Annotated in this window: 20 protein-coding genes, 1 tRNA gene and 2 riboswitches; of the genes, 11 read left to right on the top strand and 10 right to left on the bottom strand. The window is 69.0% G+C overall.

Features of this window, described 5'->3' with window-relative positions:
- Nucleotides 1-3: 3 nt before the first annotated feature.
- From P1J78_RS06015 to P1J78_RS06005, 3 genes are all read right to left on the bottom strand, one after another.
- Complete coding sequence (locus tag P1J78_RS06015; protein ID WP_275566424.1) at nt 4-1,026, bottom strand: four-carbon acid sugar kinase family protein; 1,023 nt, start codon at nt 1,024-1,026, stop codon at nt 4-6.
- A gap of 112 nt (nt 1,027-1,138) precedes the next feature.
- Nucleotides 1,139-1,867 (bottom strand): SDR family NAD(P)-dependent oxidoreductase, encoded by a 729-nt coding sequence (locus P1J78_RS06010; protein WP_275566423.1) that lies wholly within the window; start codon nt 1,865-1,867, stop codon nt 1,139-1,141.
- Nucleotides 1,868-1,965: 98 nt separating this feature from the next.
- Entirely contained in the window at nt 1,966-2,961 is a 996-nt protein-coding gene (locus tag P1J78_RS06005) for a phosphatase PAP2 family protein (RefSeq protein ID WP_275566422.1), read from the bottom strand.
- Between the two features lie 199 nt (nt 2,962-3,160).
- On the opposite strand from P1J78_RS06005, the gene carB reads away from it, so the two are divergent.
- Nucleotides 3,161-6,502, top strand: a complete 3,342-nt coding sequence (gene carB, locus P1J78_RS06000) for a carbamoyl-phosphate synthase large subunit (protein WP_275566421.1) — start codon at nt 3,161-3,163, stop codon at nt 6,500-6,502.
- 127 nt (nt 6,503-6,629) lie between these two features.
- A complete protein-coding gene (gene lfb1 / locus P1J78_RS05995; RefSeq protein WP_275566420.1) occupies nt 6,630-7,019 on the top strand; it encodes an LIC10280 family protein in 390 nt (129 codons plus the stop codon).
- A gap of 67 nt (nt 7,020-7,086) precedes the next feature.
- Here lfb1 and P1J78_RS05990 read toward each other — a convergent pair whose 3' ends face one another.
- Nucleotides 7,087-7,656 (bottom strand): gamma-glutamylcyclotransferase family protein, encoded by a 570-nt coding sequence (locus P1J78_RS05990; RefSeq protein WP_275566419.1) that lies wholly within the window; start codon nt 7,654-7,656, stop codon nt 7,087-7,089.
- 75 nt (nt 7,657-7,731) lie between these two features.
- Nucleotides 7,732-7,823, top strand: a riboswitch (glycine riboswitch).
- Nucleotides 7,824-7,826: 3 nt separating this feature from the next.
- Nucleotides 7,827-7,888, top strand: a riboswitch (glycine riboswitch).
- 76 nt (nt 7,889-7,964) lie between these two features.
- On the opposite strand from P1J78_RS05990, the gene gcvT reads away from it, so the two are divergent.
- From gcvT to trxC, 4 genes are all read left to right on the top strand, one after another.
- Nucleotides 7,965-9,089: a glycine cleavage system aminomethyltransferase GcvT gene (gene gcvT / locus P1J78_RS05985; protein ID WP_275566418.1), complete on the top strand. Its 1,125-nt coding sequence runs from the start codon at nt 7,965-7,967 to the stop codon at nt 9,087-9,089.
- A 20-nt stretch (nt 9,090-9,109) separates the two neighbouring features.
- Nucleotides 9,110-9,469 (top strand): glycine cleavage system protein GcvH, encoded by a 360-nt coding sequence (gene gcvH / locus P1J78_RS05980; RefSeq protein WP_275566417.1) that lies wholly within the window; start codon nt 9,110-9,112, stop codon nt 9,467-9,469.
- Between the two features lie 89 nt (nt 9,470-9,558).
- Nucleotides 9,559-12,405 carry an aminomethyl-transferring glycine dehydrogenase gene (gcvP, locus tag P1J78_RS05975; RefSeq protein ID WP_275566416.1) on the top strand — a complete coding sequence of 949 codons (2,847 nt, stop codon included), beginning with the start codon at nt 9,559-9,561 and terminating at the stop codon, nt 12,403-12,405.
- Between the two features lie 162 nt (nt 12,406-12,567).
- Nucleotides 12,568-13,008 carry a thioredoxin TrxC gene (trxC, locus tag P1J78_RS05970; protein ID WP_275566415.1) on the top strand — a complete coding sequence of 147 codons (441 nt, stop codon included), beginning with the start codon at nt 12,568-12,570 and terminating at the stop codon, nt 13,006-13,008.
- Nucleotides 13,009-13,012: 4 nt separating this feature from the next.
- Here trxC and P1J78_RS05965 read toward each other — a convergent pair whose 3' ends face one another.
- From P1J78_RS05965 to P1J78_RS05945, 5 genes are all read right to left on the bottom strand, one after another.
- Nucleotides 13,013-14,311, bottom strand: a complete 1,299-nt coding sequence (locus tag P1J78_RS05965; RefSeq protein WP_275566414.1) for a DUF2254 domain-containing protein — start codon at nt 14,309-14,311, stop codon at nt 13,013-13,015.
- A 151-nt stretch (nt 14,312-14,462) separates the two neighbouring features.
- Nucleotides 14,463-14,783 (bottom strand): hypothetical protein, encoded by a 321-nt coding sequence (locus P1J78_RS05960; protein ID WP_275566413.1) that lies wholly within the window; start codon nt 14,781-14,783, stop codon nt 14,463-14,465.
- Nucleotides 14,784-14,810: 27 nt separating this feature from the next.
- Nucleotides 14,811-15,431: a hypothetical protein gene (locus P1J78_RS05955; protein WP_275566412.1), complete on the bottom strand. Its 621-nt coding sequence runs from the start codon at nt 15,429-15,431 to the stop codon at nt 14,811-14,813.
- A gap of 11 nt (nt 15,432-15,442) precedes the next feature.
- Nucleotides 15,443-17,680 (bottom strand): xanthine dehydrogenase family protein molybdopterin-binding subunit, encoded by a 2,238-nt coding sequence (locus P1J78_RS05950; RefSeq protein ID WP_275566411.1) that lies wholly within the window; start codon nt 17,678-17,680, stop codon nt 15,443-15,445.
- Between the two features lie 3 nt (nt 17,681-17,683).
- Nucleotides 17,684-18,145 carry a (2Fe-2S)-binding protein gene (locus tag P1J78_RS05945; RefSeq protein ID WP_275566410.1) on the bottom strand — a complete coding sequence of 154 codons (462 nt, stop codon included), beginning with the start codon at nt 18,143-18,145 and terminating at the stop codon, nt 17,684-17,686.
- 174 nt (nt 18,146-18,319) lie between these two features.
- On the opposite strand from P1J78_RS05945, the gene ppsA reads away from it, so the two are divergent.
- From ppsA to P1J78_RS05925, 4 genes are all read left to right on the top strand, one after another.
- The gene (ppsA, locus tag P1J78_RS05940; RefSeq protein WP_275566409.1) at nt 18,320-20,701 is read left to right on the top strand and encodes a phosphoenolpyruvate synthase; all 2,382 of its coding nucleotides are present in this window, start codon (nt 18,320-18,322) and stop codon (nt 20,699-20,701) included.
- Nucleotides 20,702-20,799: 98 nt separating this feature from the next.
- A tRNA-Ala gene (locus P1J78_RS05935) sits at nt 20,800-20,875 on the top strand.
- 192 nt (nt 20,876-21,067) lie between these two features.
- Nucleotides 21,068-22,663 (top strand): alpha-amylase family glycosyl hydrolase, encoded by a 1,596-nt coding sequence (locus P1J78_RS05930; RefSeq protein WP_275566408.1) that lies wholly within the window; start codon nt 21,068-21,070, stop codon nt 22,661-22,663.
- 75 nt (nt 22,664-22,738) lie between these two features.
- A complete protein-coding gene (locus P1J78_RS05925) occupies nt 22,739-23,092 on the top strand; it encodes a hypothetical protein (protein WP_275566407.1) in 354 nt (117 codons plus the stop codon).
- A 25-nt stretch (nt 23,093-23,117) separates the two neighbouring features.
- Here P1J78_RS05925 and gltX read toward each other — a convergent pair whose 3' ends face one another.
- Nucleotides 23,118-24,440, bottom strand: coding sequence for a glutamate--tRNA ligase (gene gltX / locus P1J78_RS05920; protein WP_275566406.1), 1,323 nt, complete (start codon nt 24,438-24,440; stop codon nt 23,118-23,120).
- Between the two features lie 283 nt (nt 24,441-24,723).
- On the opposite strand from gltX, the gene P1J78_RS05915 reads away from it, so the two are divergent.
- On the top strand, nt 24,724-25,104 hold the full coding sequence (locus P1J78_RS05915; RefSeq protein ID WP_275566405.1) for a hypothetical protein: 381 nt from the start codon (nt 24,724-24,726) through the stop codon (nt 25,102-25,104).
- Nucleotides 25,105-25,124 lie beyond the last annotated feature (20 nt).

The raw sequence follows: 25,124 nt of genomic DNA, 5'->3' as shown, positions 1-25,124 counted from the left end.
CGCTCAGACCTCGGCCCGCTGCGCTCCGGGGGCCAGCCGCAGCAATGCGTCCGGCTGGCCGAACCCGCCCGATTTCGTCACGAAGACCCAGCGGCCCGACCGCGCCGCCGGAAGGCCCGGCAGCGCCTCGCCGATCAGCGACAGGCGGAACACGCCGAGCGCGTCCAGCACGGCCTCGGCCGTGGCGCCGCCGGTGAGGAGCGCGCCATGGGCCGACCGGATCCAGGGCACCAAGCCGTGGGCGAAGGTGCACGCGACCGTGGCGGGGCGGGTCTCGTCGCCCTCGGTCGTCGCGACCACGGCGATGTCCGGCACGTCGTCTGGCGGCGGCGGCACCCGGCCGGCGGGGGCCGCGACGAACGCGGTCGTCGGCCGATCCGCGCGCAGGGCGTCGACCTGCGCCCGGGTGATCGGGTCGGTCGACCCGATGGCGAAACAGACCGGGGCCGGCAACTCGGCGGGCGGCGGGGCGCCCAGCCCCCAGCGCGCGGCCAGGGCCTGCGCCAGCCCGCGGGCGCCGACGAGCACCGCGTCCTCCGGCGCGGCGGCCAGCGCCTCGGACAACTGCGCGTCGGTCTCGGCATCCGGCACCGTGGCCCGCGCCGCGGCGTCGCCGAGAACGTCGCGCACCGGCAGCGGCGTCTCGACGCCGAAGCCGCGCAGGGCGCCGTCCGAGACCACCCGCCCGAATTCGGGAATCGCCGGCAAGACCGTCAGCGGCCCCTGGAACGCCGAGAGCTCGGCGGCGACATTCCCCTTGAGACGCGAATCGATCTTCTTGAGGACAGCCGCCCCCGGCGGCAGCATCGCCAGCGTGGCCGCGACCGCCTCGCGCGCGGCCCGCGCCGGCATTTCCCGCGAGCGCGTCGAGACGGCAACGACCGCCGGCCGGCGATCCAGCGCCACGCGCAGCGCCTCCGGCCGCGTGGCCACGACGACGCCCCCCGGACTCGCGGTGAACGGCGCCGCCGTGTCGAGCGCGCCGGTCAGGTCGTCGGCGATGATCGCCAGCCGCAGATCGGCCATGGCCACCTCTTCAAACAGTTGTCAAAGAGTGTCGCAGTTTCCATTTCAAGTCAACGGGTTCCATATGTAAACAAGTTTACATTATCCACCCGCAGACAGGGCGAGCGGCAACTCAGTCCATCACCGTGCCGCCATTCACGTCCAACAGCTCTCCGGTGACAAAATCCGCCCCCGGGCCGGCCAGGAACAGAACCGCCTCGGCGACCTGCTCCGCCGTCCCGAGCCGCCCCAGCGGCACCCGCTGCAGCACCTTCGCGCGATAGTCGTCGTCCCACTGCGCCGTCATGTCGCTTTCCACCGGGCCGGGACAGACGGCGTTCACGTGGATGCCGTGCGGCGCCATCTCCTGGGCAAGGTGCAGGGTCAGGTAATTCACCCCCGCCTTCGACGCGCCATAGGCCGGCGCGGCATTGCGGTGCGGCGTCTTGGAGGCGGCCGAGCTGACATTGACGATCCGGCCGGCGCCTTGCGCGATCATCCCCGGCAGGACGGCCCGGCAGAAATGCAGCGTGCCGGTGAGGTTTACGTCGATCACCCGCTGCCAGTCGTCCAGGGTCATGTCGAGCGTCGCGGACCGGGTGTTGATCCCGGCGTTGTTGACCAGGATATCGACGCCGCCGAACCGCGCCTCGGCCCGCGCGACTGCCGCCGCGGCCGTCGCCGGATCGGCGACGTCGCCGGCTAGCCAGAGCCCCCCGATCTCTTCGGCCAGCGGTTCAAGCAGATCCGCATTGGTTCCATGAACCAGAACTCGTGCACCCGCCTTCGCCAGCGCGACGGCCGCTGCGCGGCCGATGCCACGGCTTGCACCGGTTATGATGGCGGCTTTCCCCTGAAGCATGTCGCATCCTCTCGTCCCGATCGTGATGCGGATGCATAGGGGGGCATGACGAGGCGCGGCAAGCCCCGCCGGACGAACCTTCTAACCGCGTTCGGCCGCTACTCGGCGGGAACAGCAACTGGCGCAGCGACTTCTCGAATCTCTCCACGCCGCATCTCTCCACGGCGCAACCAGGCCCAGCTTGCACCGACCACGAGGACTGAAACGTAGCCGTCGATCGCGTAGTGATACCCGGTGAAAACCGACAGGAATAGGACCGCCCCTACGAAGACGAAAGCAACCGGGGTCAGCCACCGCACTCGCTCCGCGGTATAAAGTGCGACGACGCAGGCCACAGCGACATGCACGCTCGGGAAGGCCGAGATGCCGGTGCCGAGAATCTTTGGCCCGTCCACGTGCAATTCCCAGAGTCCTTCCTGGATCAAACGAAACAGCGGGTTGCCCAGCGCACCCCCGTCTATGGCGGCGTTCAACTCAGCGAAGCGGTCGGCTCCGAGCACCCGGTCGTAGTAGACCGGCCCGGCCGACATGCCGGCAAGGGCAAGGGCATTGCCCAGCAGGATCCACGCGACACCGTAAAGGACAAGGTAGCGGCGTACGCGCGCCTCATCCCGATCGAGCACGGCGAGCGCCAGCGGCACAAGGGCGGACAGCGCGCTCCAGACATGCAGGTAAATAGGCCCCGCCCAGCTCATCGGTATCGCCGCGGCCCACTCATGCGTGATCCTCCACGGGTCCACGCCGCCATGCAGCGCGGCGTCGAGATTGGCGAACAACCGGTCCGCAAAGAACGGCTGGATGTCGGTCAGAAGCGTCTTGATCAGCCCGAATGCCGACAGGAAAACGATCGTTCCGACGACGGCAAAGCCCAGCCGTATCGCCAGTTCACGCCACTCAGACCGGCCGCACGAGAAAAAGACATAGGCCAGCGCCAGCACGAAGACACCCATGATGCGCCAGTCCGAATTCCGCAGGATAGCCGCCGAAGCCTTCAGGGCGATCAGAACGGATTCCGCAGCATCGCCGCGGAACAGCTGAACCAATAGAATTCCAACGACAAGGTAGGCCGCTGAAAAGCAGAAAAAATTACGCATCCGTACCTCTTAATACCAGTTTACTGCCCGTTTTTTCCGTTTTGCTAAGCGGGGAACTGGGCGATTTTGAGGCGAGCGGCCGATCCCAAGAGGGCGTTGCGCACCATGCGAGCACGGGATGCGGCCGGCGTATATCCGGATACCCTTGCACCGGCGCTGCGCACGTCTATAACCCCGCCGACCTAACCCCGGGGGATCCATGCCGAAGAGAACCGACATCCACTCGATCATGATCATCGGCGCCGGGCCCATCATCATCGGGCAGGCCTGCGAGTTCGACTATTCCGGCGCCCAGGCCTGCAAGGCCCTGCGCGAGGAAGGCTACCGGGTCATCCTCGTCAACTCGAACCCGGCGACGATCATGACCGACCCGGGGCTGGCCGACGCCACCTATATCGAGCCGATCACCCCCGAGGTCGTCGCCAAGATCATCGAGAAGGAACGCCCCGACGCGCTGTTGCCGACGATGGGTGGGCAGACCGGCCTCAACACCTCGCTGAAGCTCGAGGAGATGGGCGTTCTGGCGAAATACGGCGTCGAGATGATCGGCGCCAAGCGCGAGGCCATCGAGATGGCCGAGGATCGCGGCCTGTTCCGCGAGGCGATGGACCGGATCGGGCTGGAGAATCCCAAGGCCACCATCGTCTCGGCGCCGAAGGCCGCGGGCGGCAAGTTCGACATCGCCGCCGGCCTGTCCCGCGCGATGGAGGCGCTGGAACATGTCGGCCTGCCCGCCATCATCCGGCCGGCCTACACGCTCGGCGGCACCGGCGGCGGCGTGGCCTATAACCGCGAGGACTATGAGCTCTACTGCCGGACGGGGATGGAGGCGTCGCCGGTCGGCCAGATCCTGGTGGACGAGTCGCTGCTCGGCTGGAAGGAGTTCGAGATGGAGGTGGTCCGCGACAAGGCGGACAACGCGATCATCGTCTGTTCCATCGAGAACGTGGACCCGATGGGCGTGCATACCGGCGACTCGATCACCGTGGCGCCGGCGCTGACGCTGACCGACAAGGAATACCAGATCATGCGCAACGGCTCGATCGCCGTGCTGCGCGAGATCGGGGTCGAGACCGGCGGGTCGAACGTGCAATGGGCGGTGAACCCCGAGGACGGCCGCATGGTGGTGATCGAGATGAACCCGCGGGTGTCGCGGTCGTCTGCGCTGGCGTCGAAGGCCACCGGCTTTCCCATCGCCAAGATCGCGGCGAAGCTCGCCGTGGGCTACACGCTGGACGAGCTGGACAACGACATCACCAAGGTGACGCCGGCGTCGTTCGAGCCGACCATCGACTATGTCGTCACCAAGATCCCCCGCTTCGCCTTCGAAAAGTTTCCCGGCGCCAAGGCCGAGCTGACAACTGCGATGAAGTCGGTCGGCGAGGCCATGGCCATCGGCCGCACGATTCACGAATCCCTGCAAAAGGCGCTGTCCTCGATGGAGACGGGGCTGTCGGGCTTCGACGAAATCGACATTCCGGGGATCGAGGGCGAAAGCGACCACGCCGCCGTGATCAAAGCCCTGTCGACCCAGACGCCGGACCGGCTGCGGCTGGTCGCGCAGGCAATGCGCCACGGGCTCGACGACGACACGATCCAGCACGTCACCAGCTTCGACCCCTGGTTCCTCTCCCGCATCCGCGAGATCGTGGAGACGGAAGAGCAGGTCCGCGCCGAGGGCCTGCCGCAGGACGCGACCGGCCTGCGCAAGCTGAAGATGATGGGCTTCACCGATGCCCGACTGGCCACGCTGACCGCCCGGACCGAGGCCAGCATCCGCGCCGACCGCATCGCCGCGGGTGTAACAGCCGTGTTCAAGCGCATCGACACCTGCGCCGCCGAGTTCGAGGCGCAGACGCCCTACATGTACTCCACCTACGAAACCCCGGTGATGGGCGAGGTGGAGGACGAGGCCCGGCCGTCCGACCGCAAGAAGGTGGTGATCCTCGGCGGCGGCCCGAACCGGATCGGCCAGGGGATCGAGTTCGACTATTGCTGCTGCCACGCCTGCTTCGCGCTGAGCGACAGCGGCTACGAGACCATCATGGTCAACTGCAACCCGGAGACCGTGTCGACGGACTATGACACATCCGACAGGCTGTATTTCGAACCGCTCACATTCGAACATGTCATGGAGATCCTGCGGGTGGAGCAGGAGGCGGGCACCCTGCATGGAGTCATCGTGCAATTCGGCGGGCAGACCCCGCTGAAACTGGCCAATGCCTTGCATGATTCCGGCATTCCGATCCTCGGCACCACGCCCGACGCCATCGACCTGGCGGAAGATCGCGAGCGGTTCCAGGCGCTCGTCAACAAGCTCGACTTGAAACAACCGAACAACGGCATCGCCCACTCCGAGGCCGAGGCGCTGGCGATGGCCGAGCGGATCGGCTACCCGCTGGTGATCCGCCCGTCCTATGTGCTGGGCGGCCGCGCGATGGAGATCGTCCGCGACCAGGCGCATCTGGAACGCTATATCGACCAGGCCGTGGTGGTCTCGGGGGACAGCCCCGTGCTGCTCGACAGCTACCTCTCCGGCGCGGTCGAGGTCGACGTGGACTGCCTGTCGGACGGCGAAGCAGTGCATATCGCGGGCATCATGCAGCATATCGAGGAGGCCGGGGTGCATTCCGGCGACAGCGCGTGCTGCCTGCCGCCCCACACCCTGCCTGCCGATATCATCGCCGAGATCGAGCGCCAGACCGCCGCGCTGGCCAAGGCGCTGAACGTCGTCGGGCTGATGAACGTCCAGTTCGCGGTCAAGGACGGCACGGTCTACCTGATCGAGGTGAACCCCCGTGCCAGCCGCACCGTGCCCTTCGTCGCCAAGGCCACCGACAGCGCCATCGCGTCGATCGCCGCGCGGCTGATGGCAGGCGAGCCGCTCTCGGCCTTCCCGACACGCGCCCCCTACCCGCCCGGCACCGGCCCGGACGACCCGCTGCCGCTGGCCGATCCGCTGACGCTCGCCGACCCGAACATGCCGTGGTACTCGGTCAAGGAGGCGGTGATGCCCTTCGCCCGCTTCCCCGGCGTCGACACGCTGCTCGGTCCCGAGATGCGCTCGACCGGCGAGGTCATGGGCTGGGACCGGACCTTCCCGCACGCCTTCCTCAAGGCGCAGATGGGCGCCGGCACCCACCTGCCCGAGGGCGGCACCGCCTTTCTGTCGATCAAGGAAGAGGACAAGACCCCGGAGCTGGTGGAGACGGCGCAGATCCTGTCGGACCTCGGCTTCCGGCTCCTCGCCACCCGCGGCACGGCGGCCTTCCTGAAGGCGCACGGGCTGGAGGCGGAGACGGTGCTGAAAGCCTACGAGGGCCGGCCGAACATCGTGGACGTGATGAAGGACGGCGGCGTGACGCTGGTGATGAACTCCACCGAGGGCGCGCAGGCGGTCGAGGATTCGCGCTCGATGCGCTCCGTGGCGCTGACCGACAAGATCCCGTACTTCACCACGCTCGCCGGAAGCCATGCGGCGGCGCTGGCCATGCGGGCCCGCGAAGACGGCGAGATCGGGGTGCGCGCGCTGCAGGGATGAAATGCCGGTGGGCGCGCCCCGGGCGTGGCAGCGACGCCGATCCGGTCGCCTGATGGCGTCCGGATTCCCCGACTTGCCAACGCTGCGCCCGCGCCCGATCATTCCTGCGCAATCAGGAGGATCCGCCATGCTCACCCGCCGCCTTCTCGCCGCCGGCCTGCTCTCGGCCCTTGCCACCGCCGCCCCGGCCCAGCAACAGCAGGGCAAGAAGGAAACCGGCCCCGGCACGAAACCGGTCCCGGTGATCGGAATCGACGGCCAGTACGCCGCCGCAGGCCGCAACCCGGACGGCTCGACCTATCACGGTACGGTCTGGATCGTGCAGCAGGGCACGGCAGTGGAGGTCGAATGGTCCGTCGGCGGCGACACCTATCGCGGCCAGGGCATCATCGAGGGCCGGGTCGTGGCCGTCGACTGGGGCAGCGACACGCCGGTGGTCTACGTGGTGATGCCGGATGGCGCGTTGCACGGCACCTGGGCCGACGGCACCGCGCTGGAAAAGCTGACCCCGCGCTGACCCCGCGCTCTTCGCGCCCGCCGGCGCTCATCGCGAGAAGGCCCCGCACGGGGCCGACGAGCGCGGGTCAGGCCCGCGTCGTGACCCGAGCGCCGACCTTGCGGAGCCAGTGATCGACCAGCGCGCGTTCGTGCGGGGTCAGGGGCCGGTGGCGCGCATAGATCGGCTTCGCCCGGTCGTCGAGGATCGGCGCGTCCCAGCCCGCCGTCGTCTCGAAGAAATGTGCGACACCGTCCTCGCCGTATTCGTGCAGATAGCCCTGCACCACCACGTCCACGTAGCTCAGGAGCACCGGATGCGCCCGGTCGGGCGCGCCGTGCTTGCCCTGCGGGATGGAATAGACCTGGATGTGCAAGGGCCGCGTCACCCCGTGCCGGGTCTGCCCGGTCACGCGGGTGCGGTCATAGGCGTGCTCGCGTTCGTCCAGCGCCGCCCAGTCGTCGTTCGGCACATGGGCGATCAGCCCGTCGATCTCGGATTGCGGGTCGGGCTCGGCCGTCAGGAACGCCACGGGGCGCAGCGCGGTATGCCGCCAGACGCGGCGCCAGCCCAGAAGCCGGGCCTTGTGCGCATCGGTGAAGTCATGCGTCGCCCGGTTCACGAGCGATCCGTAGCCGAAGAAGAACGGGTCTGACATGACCCCAACATCTGGCCGGGGGCGGCGCGGAAGACAACCCCTTGCTGCTCTGCGGCGCTTCGCATAGCCTCCGCGACATCGGTTCAGGGAGAATCCGGCGCAGGCGCCGGTGCCGAAGGAGCAACCGCCCCGGTAAACTCTCAGGCGACAGGGACCTGGCCGAGCGCGAACTCTGGAGAGACCCCGGGCACGGGGCGCCGAAGGGATAACGATCTCAGGCGAAAGGACAGAGGGGGCATCGGTGCGCGGGGCAGACCCCGCGCGTTTCGGTGCCGGGCATGCGTCCGGCCTTGGACGGAAGGGGCGGCATGAGCGACCTGCGGCGGACGAGCCTGAACGACCTGCATCGCGAGTTGGGGGCGAAGATGGTGCCCTTTGCCGGCTACGAGATGCCGGTGCAGTACCCGATGGGCGTGCTGAAGGAACACCTGCACTGCCGCGCGGCCGCCGGGCTGTTCGATGTCAGCCACATGGGCCAGATCCTGCTGCGCGCCAAGCCGGGGCAGGACGCGGCGCTGGCGCTGGAAACGCTGGTCCCCGCCGATATCGCCGGGCTGAAGGAGGGACGGCAGCGCTATGCGCTCTTCACCAACGACGCGGGCGGCATCCTCGACGACCTGATGGTGGCCAATCGCGGCGACCATCTGTTCCTGGTGGTCAACGCCGCCTGCAAGGCGGACGATCTGGCGCATCTGCGCGCGCATCTGGCCGAGAGCTGCGAGATCACGCCGGTCCGCGATCGCGCGCTGCTGGCGCTGCAGGGCCCCGAGGCGGAAGCCGCGCTGGCGGCGCTTGTTCCGGGCGTGGCGCAGATGCGGTTCATGGATGTCGCCGTCTTCGACACGGTCTTCGGCGAACTCTGGGTCTCGCGCTCCGGCTATACCGGCGAGGACGGCTTCGAGATCTCCGTGCCCGAGGCGCAGGCAGAGGTGCTGGCCTGCGCCCTGCTGGATATCGACGCGGTGGCGCCCATCGGCCTCGGCGCCCGCGACTCGCTCAGGCTGGAGGCCGGGCTGTGCCTTTACGGCGCCGACCTCGACACCACGACCAGCCCGGTGGAGGCCGCCCTCGAATGGGCCATCGGCAAGCCCCGCCGCCCCGGCGGTGCGCGCGCGGGCGGCTTTCCCGGCGCCGGGCGCATCCTGCGCGAATTGCAGGAGGGCGCCCCCCGCCGCCGCATCGGCCTGCGCCCCGAGGGCCGCGCCCCGATGCGCCCCGGCACCGACATCTTCGCCACCGCCGAGACCGACACTCCCATCGGCGCCGTCACCTCCGGCGCCTACGGCCCCTCCATCGAAGCGCCCATGTCCATGGCCTATGTCGAGACCGGCCACGCGGATGACGGCACCACGCTTTACGGCGAGGTCAGGGGCAAGCGCCTGCCGGCCACCGTCGTGCCGATGCCGTTCCGCACCGCGAGCTACAAGCGATGAACAACAGGAGAGAGACGTTCATGAAATACACCGAAGAGCACGAATGGCTCCGCCCCGAAGACGACCTGATCGTCGTCGGGATCACCGAGCATGCCAGCGAGCAGCTGGGCGACGTGGTGTTCGTGGAACTGCCCGACGCCGGCACGACAGTGTCCAAGGACGACGAGGTCGCGGTGATCGAGTCGGTCAAGGCCGCCTCCGACATCCTCGCGCCGCTCGACGGCGAGATCGTGGAGGTGAACGACGCCATCGTCGAGAACCCCGGGCTGGTGAACGAGGACCCGCTGGGCGACGGCTGGTTCTTCAAGATCCGGGCCGAGGACGCCACGGCCATCGACGAATACATGGACGAGTCCGAGTACAAGGACTTCATCGGCTAGCGCCACGGGCCGCGGCCCCTGGGGATGACGGCAGGCACCGCCGCCGGTCCCCTGCCCGCCCGAACCAGCAGCAGCAACAAGGTCCACACATGCCCTTCACCCCCACCGACTACAATCCGCACGACTTCGCCAACCGCCGCCATGTCGGCCCCTCGCCCGCCGAGATGGCGGAGATGCTGGAGGTGGTCGGCGCCGACAGCCTCGACGCGCTGATCGACGAGACGGTGCCGCAGTCGATCCGCCAGGCGGAGCCGCTGGAGCTGGGCGCGCCGCTGTCGGAGCGCGAACTCGTCTGGCACATGCGGCAATGCGCCAAGAAGAACCAGGTCTTCACCACGATGATCGGCCAGGGCTATCACGGCACGGTCACGCCGCCGGCGATCCAGCGCTACATCCTGGAAAACCCCGCCTGGTACACCGCCTACACGCCCTATCAGCCCGAGATCAGCCAGGGCCGGCTCGAAGCGCTGCTGAACTTCCAGACGATGATCTGCGACCTGACGGGGCTGGACATCGCCAACGCCTCGCTGCTGGACGAATCCACCGCCGCGGCCGAGGCGATGGCGATGGCGCAGCGGGTGTCGAAGTCGAAGGCCACCCGCTTCTTCGTGGACGAGAACTGCCACCCGCAGAACATCGCGGTGATCGAGACCCGCGCCGAACCCTTGGGGATCGAGGTGATCGTCGGCGACCCGGACGAGATGCCCGAGGCCGGGCTGTTCGGCGCGATCTTCCAGTACCCGGGCACCTACGGCCACCTGCGCGATTTCACCGCGCAGATGGAGACGCTGCACGCGCAGAAGGCGCTGGGCACCGTCATCGCCGACCCGATGGCGCTGACGCTCCTGAAGGAACCCGGTGCGATGGGGGCCGACATCGCCGTCGGCTCCACCCAGCGCTTCGGCGTGCCGATGGGCTATGGCGGCCCGCATGCCGCCTACATGGCCTGCCGCGACGCGCATAAGCGGGCGATGCCCGGCCGCATCGTCGGCGTCTCGGTCGACGACCGCGGCAACAAGGCCTACCGCCTGTCGCTGCAGACCCGCGAACAGCACATCCGGCGCGAGAAGGCGACGTCGAACGTCTGCACCGCGCAGGCGCTCCTGGCGGTCATGGCCTCGTTCTACGCGGTGTTCCACGGGCCCAAGGGGCTCAAGGCCATCGCCCAGCAGATCCACCGCAAGGCGCTGCGCGTGGCACGCGGGCTGGAGGCCGCCGGCTACACGGTCGAGCCGAAGGAGTTCTTCGACACGATCACCGTCGAGGTCGGCGCGCTGCAGGGCGTGATCCTGCAATCGGCCCGGCACCAGCGGATCAACCTGCGCAAGGTCGGCGACAGCAAGGTCGGCATCGCGCTGGACGAGACCACGCGCTTCGAGGACATCGACCGGCTTTGGGTCGCCTTCGGGCTGGAAATCGGCGCCCCGCGCTCCGAGGAATACCGCCTGCCCGAGCCGCTCCTGCGCCAGTCGGACTACCTGACCCACCCGATCTTCCACCTGAACCGGGCCGAGACCGAGATGATGCGCTACATGCGCCGGCTGGCCGACCGCGACCTGGCGCTCGACCGGGCGATGATTCCGCTGGGCTCCTGCACGATGAAGCTGAACGCGGCGGCCGAGATGACGCCGATCACCTGGTTCGAGTTCGCCAACATCCATCCCTTCGCCCCCGACGGGCAGGTGCAGGGCTACCGCGAGCTGATCGACGACCTCTCGGCCAAGCTGTGCGAGATCACCGGCTACGACGCCATGTCGATGCAGCCCAATTCCGGCGCACAGGGCGAATACGCCGGGCTTCTGACCATCGCCGCCTATCACCGGGCGAACGGCGACACCCACCGCAACATCTGCCTGATCCCGATGTCGGCGCACGGGACCAACCCTGCCTCGGCGAACATGGCCGGGATGAAGGTGGTCGTCGTGAAATCGGCCGAGAACGGCGACATCGACGTCGAGGACTTCCGCGCCAAGGCGGCAGAGGCGGGCGAGAACCTGGGCGCCTGCATGATCACCTATCCCTCGACCCACGGCGTGTTCGAGGAGACGGTGCGCGAGGTCTGCGACATTACCCACCAGTACGGCGGCCAGGTCTACCTGGACGGCGCCAACCTGAACGCGCTGGTGGGGCTGTCGAAACCGGGCGAGCTGGGCTCGGACGTGTCGCACCTGAACCTGCACAAGACCTTCTGCATCCCGCATGGCGGCGGCGGCCCCGGCATGGGCCCGATCGGCGTGAAGGCGCACCTCGCCCCGCACCTGCCCGGCCACCCGGCCACGGGCGGCACCGAGGGGCCGGTCTCGGCGACGCCCTTCGGCTCGGCCAACATCCTGCCGATCTCCTGGGCCTACATCCTGATGATGGGCGGCGAGGGGCTGACCCAGGCGACCAAGGTGGCGATCCTGAATGCCAACTACATCGCCAAGCGGCTGGAGGGGGCTTATGACGTGCTCTACAAGGGCCGGGGCGGGCGCGTGGCGCACGAGTGCATCCTCGACACGCGGCCCTTCGACAAGTCCGCCGGGATCACCGTGGACGACGTGGCCAAGCGGCTGATGGACAACGGCTTCCACGCCCCCACGATGAGCTGGCCGGTGGCCGGCACGCTGATGGTGGAGCCGACGGAAAGCGAGACCAAGGCCGAGCTTGACCGCTTCTGCGAGGCGATGCTGTCGATCCGCGACGAGATCGCGGCGGTCGAGGCGGGCGAGATCGACGCCGAGAACAACCCGCTGAAGCGCGCGCCGCACACGGTCGAGGACCTCGTGGGCGACTGGGACCGGCCCTACACGCGCGAGCAGGGCTGCTACCCGCCGGGCGCCTTCCGGATCGACAAGTACTGGCCACCGGTCAACCGGATCGACAACGTCTACGGCGACCGCAACCTGGTCTGCACCTGCCCGCCGCTGGAAAGCTACGCCGACGCGGCGGAATGACCCCGCGCTCGTCGGCCCCTGCGGCCCTCCTCGCGAAGAGGGCCCGCAGGGCCCGATGAGCGCACCTCACCCCAGCCTCTCGGCAGGTCGCGGCGCGCTCTTGTATTCCGCCGCCCCGCTCCCGATATATTCGCCATAGTGAATTTGAAGGGGAGCGCCGCCATGCCGGCCCATACGAAACTCACCTGCCTCGACTGCGGGTCGGCCAACCGGGTGCCGACCGAGCGGCTGGCCGACGGGCCGAAATGCGGCGTCTGCGGCGCGAAGCTCGCCGACGGCAAGGTCCGCGAGATCGACCTCGCCACGCTGGAGAAGGCCGCCAAGGCCGACGACCTGCCGCTGATCGTCGACCTCTGGGCCGACTGGTGCGGCCCGTGCCGCGCCATGGCGCCCGAGTTCGCCAAGGCGGCCCGGACCATGGCGCCGCATGTCCGCTTTGCCAAGCTCGACACGATGGCCAACCCCGACGCCACCGTGCGCTTCAACATCCGCGGCATCCCCGCCCTGATCCAGTTCCGCGAGGGCCGCGAGGCCGCCCGCCTGACCGGCGCCCGCCCGGCGGCGCAGATCGAACGCTTCGCCCGCGGCGAGCTGGTCGGCTGAGCGCTCAGCGCCGGGGCCGCATCACCAGCGGCTCCGGCTCGGTCTCGGGCTCGAACCCGCCCCAGCCCGCGACGGCGGCGTGCAGCCGCTTCAGGTCGTGCTCGCGCGCCAGCGCCTCCTCCGAGGCCGCCAGCGCATAGCGCGCCAGGTCCCGCGCGGCCGCCGACAGTTCCGGGTCGCGCGACCCCGCCATGCGCCGCAGCGTGCCCATCAGCCGCGCCGAGACCTCCACCATCCCGGCCCCGTCCCGCGCGATCATCGCGAAGGCCTCCTCGATCAGCTCCGTCTCCGGCAACCGCCGCACCCGCACGTCCGGGAAACTCGCCGGCTCCGCCGCCACGCTGTCCGGCGAGTTTTCCATCAGCATCCGCTCCAGCCGGCCGATCACCTCGATCGCCGTGCCCGGGTCGTTGATGCCGGGCGACAGCGCCCGCACCCCGATCTCGGCCATCACGAAGACCCCGAAGCGCGGGTCCTGGTCGAAGCTGCGCAGGGGCGAGAAGGTGAAGGCGTCGTGGATGCCGTCGGCGGTGTCCGTGCCCGCATGGTCGGTGTAGGCCAGCGGCTCCCCCTCGCCCACCCAGTCGCCGGGGATGGCGCATAGAAACACCCGGCACTCCCGCGCCTCCGCACGCGCCTGCAAGAGCCGCACGTCCACGTGCCGGACAAACCCCGAGCTGCGGGACCGCACCGGCACCGCGCCCTGCGGCAGGTCCGCCTCGCCGTCGTAGCAGGCCGCCCCCAGCCCCGGCCACTTGCGGTGGTTCTCCAGGTTGCCCCGCGCCCGGGACTCCAGCAGCCGCATGGTCTCGTCCATGCTGCCCAGCCCGGTCAGATGCGAGATCCAGCGCAGGATCGCGACGACGACCAGCACGATCACCAGGGCCGTAAAGCCGAAGACCACGACCGACGCCCGCTCGCCATAGAACCCGGCGCGGAACAGCACGAGCGCCAGCAGCGCGAAGATGAACGCGCCGAGGAACGTCGCCAGCACGGTCTGGGTCGTGGTGTCCTCCAACAGCAGCCGGTGGGCGCGCGGCGTCACCTGGCTCGCCGCCGCGCGGTGGGCCGAGACCATAACCGACAGCGAGAAGGTGACGACCGCCAGCATGCTGGAGGCGAGGATGTTCAGCACCGGCAGCACCGCGTCCCGCCCGAACCGGTCGGCCAGTTCCTCGGGAATCAGGCCGCTCACCGCCCAGGCGAGCAGCGCCGCAAGCACCGCGAGCAGCGCGATCAGGGTCGTCCGGACCCAGATTTCCCGCGACAGCTGCAACAGCCGCCAGAGCCGTTTCGACAACATCGGTCTACCCCGCGCATCGCCTGCCGCAACTTAGCGCCGAGAGCGCGCGCGAACACAAGACTCGCAGGGAAGACTGTCCGCAACGCGCCGAGAAAGGCTCAGCCGCGCCCGGAGCGAGGATGCCCCGCGCCGGCCGCGGCGCGCCACGGGCTCACGACACGACTGCGTGCCGGGGCCGCCACAGCGCCGCGAACAGGCAGATAGCGACGGCCGCATCGACCAGCCCCATCGCCAGGCGCAGCGCATCCGGCGCCCCGGGCGTTCCGATCCCGCCCAGCGCCAGGCCCGCCGCAACGATGACGCCCGGCAACACCGGCCAGGCCAGCCAGCGCCAGCCGCGCCAGAGCCCCGCGGCCGCGAGCGCTGCCAGCACCGCCGCGCCGAGACCCAGCATCCACCCGGCGCCGTCCGCGCCAAGGACCAGCGCGACCAGCTGCAGCACCGCCGCTGCCCCCAGCAGCGCACCTGCCACCTGTAAAAGACGCGGCCTCCGCATCGCCTATCCTCCGGTCTCGCAGGGCGTGCCGGCCGCGCCCCAGGTCAGCACATCGTCGATATGGGCCTGCAGCCCATAGGGCGCCGGCGCCCGCCCGCCGCCGGGGTCGAAGCCCCATTTCACGAAGCCGCCATGCCCGGCATCGTCCCTGAGATGCTCGGCCAGCGCGACCCAGTCGCGGCCGCCGGTGCGGTCGGGGTCGGCCATCTGCGCGCAAATCTCGGCCGAGCTCCGCCCGAACCACTGGAAGTCGACGGGCGCGAGCCGCCAGTCCAGCGCCACCTGCGGCGGCCTGTGCGGGCCGTCGGTCCGGCTTTGCCCCGCGTCCAGCGTCACGTGACAGGCGCTGCAGGGGAGGAACTCCGCCCCGATCCGGCTCTCGCCGCCGCTGATGAACATGCCGTGCGGCCGGGTCTCGCCATAGCTCGGCCCCGACCACATCGGGATGTTGTCCGCGCCCACATGGCAATTGGCGCAGCGCGGGTGCGAGACGACGTCATGGACCCGCTCCCAGGCCGCCAGCCCCTCCGCGCGGCTGACCGAGCCGTCTTCCGGCGGGTCGACCGTCACCTCCTGCGCGGCAGCCGAACCGGTAAAGAGGACGAGGACAAGGAACCGGATCATCGCGAAGCCTCTCACACGAACCGCACATGCCGCCGGAACGGCATCTCGCGCAGCCGCTGGCCGGTGGCGGCGAAGATCGCGTTGCCCAGCGCCGGGGCGGCCGGCGGCACCGGCGGCTCGCCGATCCCCCGGATGCGCGGCGCGGCCTCCAGCGTGCGCACGCTGATCCGCGGGCACTGGTGCATCCGCATCCCCTCGGCCGCGTGATAGTTCGACTGCTCCGCCATCCCGTCGCGATAGGTGATCTCGGAATTCATCGCGTGCCCGAGCCCCCAGACGACGGCGCCCTGGATGTGGTTTTCTATGTTCACCGGGTCGATCACCGTGCCGGAATCCGAGGCCACCCAGACCGCGTCGATCCGGATGCCGCCCTCGGTGGCCGTCACCTCGACGATCTCCGCCACCGGCACGCCGAAGCTCTCCACGAGCGCCACGCCCAGCCCCCTGTCCTCGCCCGGGTCGCGACCCCAGCCGGCCATCTCGGCCGCCGCCTCCAGCACGCCGCGCGCGACGGGGTCGGTCATCAGCCGCAGCCGCTCCTCGACCGGGTCGGCCCCGGCGGCGTGGCACAATTCGTCCATCAGCGTCTCGATGAAGAAGCCGCCGCAGGAGGCGCCGACCGAGCGCCAGGACGACACCGGCGCCAGCCCGGGCACGGCATAGGACCGCACCCGGAAATGCTCCGGCCCGTAAGGCGCATTCCAGACCCCGGCGGGCAGCTGCGTGTCCGGCCCGGCGCCGCCCAGCCCGATCCGGCCCATCTGCGACGCCGTCACCGGCGCGCCGGCCACGTCGATGTCGATGGCCGTGACATGGCCGTCCGCCACCGCCCCGCGCCCGCGCGCCATGGCGATGTGGCGCGGGAAGTCCGTGGCGAAGTCCTGCTCGCGCGAATAGGTCAGCTTCACCGGCGTCCCGCGCCGCGCGTTGGCGATCTCGGCGGCCAGCGTGACATGCTCGAATTCCAGCCGGTGGCCGAAACTGCCGCCGGCAAACTGGTTGTGAAGCACGACCTGCTCGGCATCGTGCCCGGTCACCCCGGCGACGCGCTGCTGCAGGAAGCGCGGGAGCTGGTGCGCCGTCCAGACCTCGACCCGCGGTTCAGTCACCAGGACCACGGCGTTCAGCGGCTCCAGCGGCTGGTGCGCCACGTAGGGCGCGCGGTACTCCGCCGCGACATCGGCGCCGGCCGACAGCGCCGCCGCCGCGTCGCCGTCCGCACGCCATTCCGCGTCCATCCGCGCGTCGGTGAACGACGCGCCCACCGCCTCCCAGTGCTCCGCCTGCTCGGCCGGATAGGCTGCCGGCCCCCACGCGATCTCCACCGCGTCCAGCGCCCGGAACGCGCGCCAGGTGTTGTCGGCCAGCACCGCCACGCCGCCCGTCACCGCGATCACGTCCTGCACGCCGCGCATCCCCGCCGCGGCGCTGGCGTCGTATGACAGCACCTCGCCGCGCCGCGGGCTGGTGCGCACGGCGGCATGGAGCATGCCCTCCGGCGCCAGGTCGATGCCGTAGACCTGCCGCCCCGTCACCTTGTCGGCCATGTCGATCCGCGCCATCGGCCGGCCGATCAGCCGCCACTCCGACGACGGGCGCAGGACGACATCGCGCACCGGCGCCACCTCCGCCGCCACCGCGGCGAGGTCGGTATAGGGCAAGGCCCGCCCGTCCGGCAGGATCACGCGCCCCGCCTCGGTGGTCATCTCCGCCGCGCTCACGCCGGTCAGCTCTTCCGCGGCACGTTTCAGCGTCTCCCGCGCGACGGCGCCCGCCTCGCGCAGCTTGTCGAAACTGTCGGGCGCCGAGGTCGACCCGCCGGTCCCCTGGACCCCGAAAAGCTTCATCGCCCCGCCCGCGACCGCTTCCGCCATCGCCGCCGAGATCGGGGTCAGCGCCGCCATCGCCGCGCCGGCCTCCGCCGCCATCGCGCGGTTGTAATAGGCCGGGTCGGGCGGACCGAACGCGGTGTCGAACTGCCCGAATTCGAGGTCCATCTCCTCGGCGATCAGCGCGGCCTGCATGTGGACCGCGCCCTGACCCAGATCGGCATGCGGCGTGATCAGCGTGATGCCCGCGCCCGTGACCTTCACCCACGGGTTGAAGCTCGCCTCGCCGGCGCCCAGCCCCTCGGCCAGCGGGTTGTCATGCGGGTGGCGCACGGCCCAGGCGCCGAAGGCCACGCCGCCCGCAATCGCCGTGGCCCCGATCAACAGGGTCCGGCGGGTGATCGTTGCGGCGCGTGTCATGGCTCAGCCCTCGCGCAGCGCGGCCGCGGCCGCGTGGATCGCCGCCCGGATCCGCGGATAGGTTCCGCAGCGGCACAGGTTGCCGCTCATCACCCGGTCGATCTCTTCGTCCGAGGGCGCAGGGCTCGTCTCCAGAAGCCACGCCGCCTGCAGGATCTGCCCCGCCTGGCAATAGCCGCACTGCGCGACCTGCTCGTCGATCCAGGCCCGCTGCACCGCGTGCAGCGCGTCGCCGCCGCCCAGCCCTTCGATGGTCAGCACCTCGGCCCCCTCGGCCGCCGCCGCCGGCACCTGGCAGGCCCGCATCGCCATCCCGTCCAGATGCACCGTGCAGGCGCCGCACTGCGCGATGCCGCAGCCGTATTTCACGCCCGTCACGCCCAGCTCGTCGCGCAGCACCCACAAAAGCGGCATGTCCGGCTCGACATCCAGCTCGTGCTCGGTTCCGTTCACGGTCAGTCGCATGGGTCGTCCGCTCCGGCTCCATCGTGCCCCGGCAGCGTAGCAGCCCGCGCCCGCGACACCATGACAAATCCGGCCGCGCGCCAGACCTCGAACCATGACCTTGACCCGTATCAACGCAGGCCGTTCCATGACGGTGTTAATCTTCGCCGCGAACCGGCACGGGAAGGAACCGCCATGAGCACCGACACCAAAGACGTCATCTTCTTCGAAAACCTGCGGCGGGGCGACGTCGCGCTCGTCGGCGGCAAGAACTCCTCGCTGGGCGAGATGGTGCAAACCCTCGGCGAGCTTGGCGTGGCGGTGCCCCCGGGCTTCGCCACCACGTCGGACGCCTATCGCGGCTTCATCGCGCATAACGACCTGACCGACCTCGTGCGCGAGACAACCCAGGCGCTGGCCGACGGCAAGATCACCCTGCACGAGACGGGCGAGACCATCCGCAAGGCGATCCGCGCCGGCGAATGGCCCGACCACCTGCGCGAGGCCATCGCCGCCGCCTACCGCGAGCTGTCGAGCCGCGCCGGGCAACAGAACATGTCGGTCGCCGTCCGCTCCTCGGCCACCGCCGAGGACCTGCCCGACGCCTCCTTCGCCGGCCAGCAGGAGACCTACCTGAACGTCACCGGCGAGGCGCAGCTTCTGGAAGCCTGCCGCAAGTGCTATGCCTCGCTGTTCACCGACCGCGCGATCTCCTACCGCGACGCCAAGGGCTTCGACCACATGGACGTGGCGCTGTCGATCGGCGTGCAGCAGATGGTCCGCGCCGACACCGGCGGCTCGGGCGTGATGTTCTCCATCGACACCGAGAGCGGCTTCGACAAGGTCGTGCTGATCAACGCCGCCTGGGGCCTGGGCGAGAACGTCGTGCAGGGCGCCGTGACGCCCGACGAGTATCAGGTCTACAAGCCGTTCCTCGGCAAGAAAGGCCTCAAGCCGATCCTCGAACGCAAGCTCGGCGCCAAGGAAAAGAAGATGATCTATTCCGGCGACCCGGCCAACCCCGTCCGCAACGTGCCCACCTCCAAGGCCGAGCGCGCGGCCTACGTGCTGAACGACGACGAGATCGTCGAACTCGCCCGCCAGGCCGCCGAGATAGAACGCCATTACGGCCAGCCGATGGACATGGAATGGGCCCGCGACGGCGACAGCGGCAAGCTCTACATCGTCCAGGCCCGCCCCGAGACGGTGCAGAGCCGCGTCGACGCCGGCGCGCTGAAATCCTACACCATCCGGGAACATGGCGAGCTGCTGATCAGCGGCATCGCCGTGGGCGAGGCGGTGGCCGCCGGCCATGTCAGCCTGATCGAGGACGTCAAGGACATCGACGATTTCGTCGACGACACGATCCTGGTGACCAGCCAGACCGACCCCGACTGGGTGCCGATCATGAAGCGCGCCCGCGCCATCGTCACCGACCACGGCGGCCGCACCAGCCACGCCGCCATCGTCAGCCGCGAGCTGGGCGTGCCCGCCATCGTCGGCTGCGGCGACGCCACCCATGTCCTGCACCACGAACAGGAGGTGACGGTCTCCTGCGCCGAGGGCGACGAGGGCCGCGTCTATGCCGGCACCTCGGATTACGAGGTCGAGGATCTCGACCTCTCCCAGCTGCCCGAGACCAAGACCCACGTCATGCTGAACCTCGCCAACCCGGCCACCGCCGCCCGCTGGTGGCGCCTGCCGACCGACGGCGTGGGGCTGGCGCGGATGGAATTCGTCATTAACAACGCGATCAAGGTCCACCCGCTGGCGCTTTTGCATTTCGACGAGCTGAAGGACGAGGCCGCGAAGGAGGAAATCGCCGAGCTGACCAAGGGCTACGACGACAAGGCCGACTATTTCATCGACCACCTCGCCATGGGCCTCGCCCGGATCGCCTCGTTCTGCCACCCGAAGCCGGTGATCGTGCGCATGTCCGACTTCAAGACGAACGAATACGCCGACCTCCTCGGCGGCCGCCAGTTCGAGCCGCACGAGGAGAACCCGATGATCGGCTGGCGCGGCGCCTCGCGCTACTACGACCCGGGCTACAAGGACGGCTTCGCGCTGGAATGCCAGGCGATCCGCCGGGTCCGCGAGGCGATGGGCTTCGACAACGTGATCGTCATGATCCCGTTCTGCCGCACGCCCGAGGAAGCCGACCAGGTGCTCGCCGTGATGAAGGAGAACGGGCTGGAGCGCGGCAAGAACGGCATGCAGGTCTACGTCATGTGCGAGATCCCCTCGAACGTGATCCTCGCCGACCAGTTCGCCGAGCGCTTCGACGGCTTCTCCATCGGCTCCAACGACCTGACCCAGCTGACCCTCGGCATCGACCGCGACAGCGACCGGCTCGCCGGGCTCTTCGACGAACGCTCGCCGGCGGTGGTCTGGATGATCCGCTCGGTGATCGAGCGGGCGCATGCCAAGGGCTGCAAGGTCGGGCTCTGCGGCCAGGCGCCATCGAACTACCCAGACTTCGCCAAGGTGCTGGTGGAGGCCGGAATCGATTCGATGTCCGTCACGCCCGACAGCTTCTTCGAGGTGAAACGCAACGTCGCCGAAGCCGAAAGCTGACACCGCCGCCCGTCGCGCCCCGAACGAGAAGCGCCCGAAAGGGCGCGGCGAGCGGCCGCTTGACAGCGTGCGTAAAACCCATCACATAGCGCGCCAGTGGGGCCGTAGCTCAGTTGGGAGAGCGCGTCGTTCGCAATGACGAGGTCAGGGGTTCGATTCCCCTCGGCTCCACCAAATTCTCCCTGTACAGCTCGGAATGCCTCGCCCGCCAGCAACCACCGCCCGGGACGGCCCGGCCGCGGAAAACTTCGCTGCGGGTGCAAAGGCGCGGTTGATCCCCGGCGCGCTTTGATTTCTGCTGAGCCGACACCTGCCCCGCGCCGCGCCCGGATCGCAGGGCTTCGCCACGCCGCCAGGGAGAGCGACATGACCGACGACAGCTGGTGGCGGGGCTCCGTCACCTACCAGATCTACCCGCGCTCCTTCATGGACGCCGACGGCGACGGCGTGGGCGACCTCAAGGGCATCACCGACCGGCTCGGCCACGTCGCCGACCTCGGCGTCGACGCGATCTGGCTCTCGCCGGTCTTCCCCTCGCCGATGAAGGATATGGGCTACGACGTGTCCGACTACCGCGGCGTGGATCCGGTCTTCGGCCACCTGTCGGACTTCGACGCAATGGTCAGAAGGGCGCACGACCTCGGGCTCAAGGTCATCATCGACCAGGTGCTGTCGCACTGCTCCGACCAGCACCCCTATTTCGAGGAATCGCGCCAGTCGCGCGACAACCCCCGGGCCGACTGGTTCGTCTGGGCCGACCCCAGGCCCGACGGCGCGCCGCCCAACAACTGGCAGGCGATCTTCGGCGGCATCGCCTGGGAATGGGACTCGGGCCGGCGACAGTACTATTTCCACAACTTCCTCAAGGAACAGCCGGACTTCAACTTCCACAACCCCGAGGTTCAGCAGTACCACCTCGACAACATGCGCTTCTGGCTGGAGCGCGGCGTCGACGGCTTCCGCCTGGACACGGTCAACTACTACTTCCACGACGCGCGCCTGCCCGACGACGCCGCCGACCCGCGCCGCCCCGAAGAGCCCGCGCGCCGGCCCTACGACATGCAGTACCACCTGCATTCCAAGAACCAGCCCGAGAACCTGGCCTTCCTGGAACGGATGCGCGCGCTCTGCGACGAATACGATGCCCGCACGATGGTGGGCGAGGTCGGCGACAGCCACCACGCCATCGAGATCATGGGCCAGTACACCTCCGGCAAACGCCTGCACATGGCCTATTCCTTCGAGATGCTGGGCCCCAACTTCTCGCCGTCCTTCTTCCGCCGGCGGATCGGCGAGTTCTTCGAACACGCGCCCAAGGGCTGGCCCTGCTGGGCCTTTTCCAACCACGACGTGCCGCGCCACGCGACCCGCTGGAAAAAGCACGGCGCCGACCAGGACGCGCTGGCGAAGCTCGCCGCCGCGATGCTTCTGTCCTTCGAGGGCTCCGTCTGCCTCTATCAGGGCGAGGAACTGGGCCAGACCGAGACCGAGCTGGACTACCACGAACTGACCGACCCCGAGGGGCTGACCTTCTGGCCCGAGCTCAAGGGCCGCGACGGCTGCCGCACCCCGATGGTCTGGGAGGCCGCCGCCCCCAATGCCGGGTTCTCGCAGGCCAACAAGACCTGGCTTCCGGTGAAACCGCCCCAGGCCGCGCGCGCCGTCGACGGGCAGACCGGCGACGACAGCGTCCTGGCCTTCTACAAGACGATGCTGGCCCTGCGCCGGGCCGAGCCATCGCTGCGCGAGGGCCGGCAGGTCTTTCTTCACAGCGCCGACCCGGTGCTCGCCTATACCCGCGGCGACGACATCGCCTGCGTCTTCAACCTGTCCGCCGACGACGTCACGCACGAGCTCGGCACCTCCGGCGAGGTCCTTCTGGCACAAGCGGCCAGCCTCTCCGGCCCCACGGTCACGCTCGGCCCGAACGGCCTGATCCTCCTGCGCCTCTCACGAGAGTGAACCGCGCGGCGGCCCCGCACGACCCACGGGCGTAACCGGCACATCGCGTGCCGGTCCGCTCCCGGAGGTTCCGCCATGCCCCGCCGCGCCCTGCTCGCCCTCGCCCTCGTCGCCCTGGCGCCGCCCGCCCAGGCGGCCCAGACCACCCCCGGGGTCTCGCCGCACCAGACCGCGCCGATCCGCCCCGGCCCGGCCATCGAACTCACCGCCGCATCGCAGACCTGCCCCGCGGGGTTCGACGTCGCCACCGCGACCGCCTTCACCTACCAGTGCCGCATGTTCGCCCCGGGCAACACCGCGCCCGGCCACGCCTTCGTCGCCGGCCAGAAGCCCTGCGACAATCGCCGCTACTGGACCGACGGCCCGAACGTCACCATCACGCCGTCCCGCGGCGGCGGCGTCGTCGTATGGACCTGCCGCCACCTCTGAGCCGCGCCGACAGCGCCGACAGCGCCTACAACGACGGCGGCACCTGCAGCAGCGGCATCACCTCGGCCATCTCCGGCCCCCGCGCCCGCCCGGTGATCGCCAGCCTCAGCGGCATGAACAGCTGCTTGCCCTTGCGCCCGGTCTTCTCCTTCACCGCCGCGGTCCACTCCGACCACGTCTCCGGCCCGTAGGGATGCGGCGGCAAGAGCGCAAAGGCCTCCTCCACGAAGGCCCGGTCCTCGGCGTCCAGCACCGCCCCCTTGCCGCCGTCGCGGAACACCTCCCACCAGCCGGCCATGTCCGACTTCACGGTCAGGTTCTCGCGCACCACGTCCCAGAACCGCTCGGCGATCGCCTCGGGCACGCCCAGCGCCCGCACGTCCTCCTGCACCGCCTCGAACGGCAGCGACGCCAGATACCGCGCCGTCATCGGGAACAGGTCGTCCACGTCGAACTTCGTCGGCGCCGCCCCGAACCGCGCGATGTCGAACCCCTCGACCAGCTCCTCGACCGAGCCGCGCAGCTCCACCGGATCCGCCGACCCCAGCCGCGCCATCAGCGAGAGCAAAGCCATCGGCTCCACCCCCCGCTCCCGCAAATCCCGCAAAGCCAACGTTCCCAGCCGCTTCGACAGCGCCTCCCCCGCCGGCCCCGTCAGCAACGAATGATGCGCGAACCGCGGCACCGCGCCGCCCAGCGCCTCGATGATCTGGATCTGCGTGGCGGTGTTCGTCACGTGGTCCGACCCGCGCACCACGTCGGTGATCCCCATCTCGGTATCGTCCACCACCGAGGCCAGCGTATAGAGAACCTGCCCGTCGCCCCGGATCAGCACCGGGTCCGACACGCTCGCCGCGTCGATCGAGACCGGCCCGAGGATCCCGTCCTCCCACTCGATCCGCTCATGGTTCAACAGGAACCGCCAGTGCCCCGACCGCTCCTCGCGCAGCTTCGCCTTCTCGTCCTCCGACAGGTTCAGCGCCGAGCGATCATAGACCGGCGGCCGCCCCATGTTCAGCTGCTTCTTGCGCTTCAGGTCCAGCTCCCCCGGCGTCTCGAACGCCTCGTAAAACCGCCCCTTCTCGCGCAATTCATCCGCCGCGGCGGCATAGCGGTCGAGCCGCTCCGACTGCCGCTCCACCCGGTCCCATGTCAGCCCCAGCCATTCGAGATCCTCCTTGATCCCGTCGACATATTCCTCCTTCGAGCGCTCCGGGTCGGTATCGTCCAGCCGCAGGATGAAGGTGCCGCCGGCCTTCCGCGCGATCAGGAAATTGAACAGCGCGGTCCGCAGGTTGCCGACATGCAGGTAACCGGTGGGCGACGGGGCGAAACGGGTGGTGGTCATGGGCGCTCTCCTTGCGCCGTCGATCTGTCACAGGGCGGGGGCGTTGTCGAGTGGAGGGAGGCCCTGCCCGCACCGCCCCAGCCTTGCCGTCACTCCGGGCTCGACCCGGGGTCTCCCTGCCAAGAGCGGAACGCACGCCAAGGCCCGACTGGCCGCCCCTTAGAGTTGCAATAATGCGAAGCTCAACTTCTCAGTCACCAACCGTAACGCACCTCGCCTTCGCACGAAAAACAAAGTTCGTGTGATTGTTGACATGTCGTACAAATGAATTGCAGCCTAGTCTATGAAAAATGTGACCATGCCGAAAGCTAGGATAATGAAGAAATTTAGTCAGCTTTTCCTGAAATGCCACGACGCATCCGTTTTTCAAGAGAAGAACAACTTTGAAATCTTGAGCAAAGTATACTTTGACGACAACCACAGCAAGCAGGTTCTGGAGCAAGATCAGTATTTCATAATAGGAGAAAAGGGAACCGGAAAAACTATGATTGCGCAATACCTATCAAATATTAGAACTGACAAGAATTGCACAACGATTGATTTCTCGACAATTGACTTTGAGACCTTTCGAAAACTCAGCGAAGATGGCTACCTAGAGCGTTTTCCGATCAATCTGCATCGTATCCGCAGGCGGCGAAGTAGTTTTCGCATTCCTGGTGCGTGAAGCAGTCGATGAGTTCGCCG

The sequence above is a fragment of the Psychromarinibacter sediminicola genome (assembly GCF_029168335.1).
GTDB lineage: Bacteria > Pseudomonadota > Alphaproteobacteria > Rhodobacterales > Rhodobacteraceae > Psychromarinibacter > Psychromarinibacter sediminicola.
This window is presented reverse-complemented; position numbering and strand designations above follow the sequence as displayed.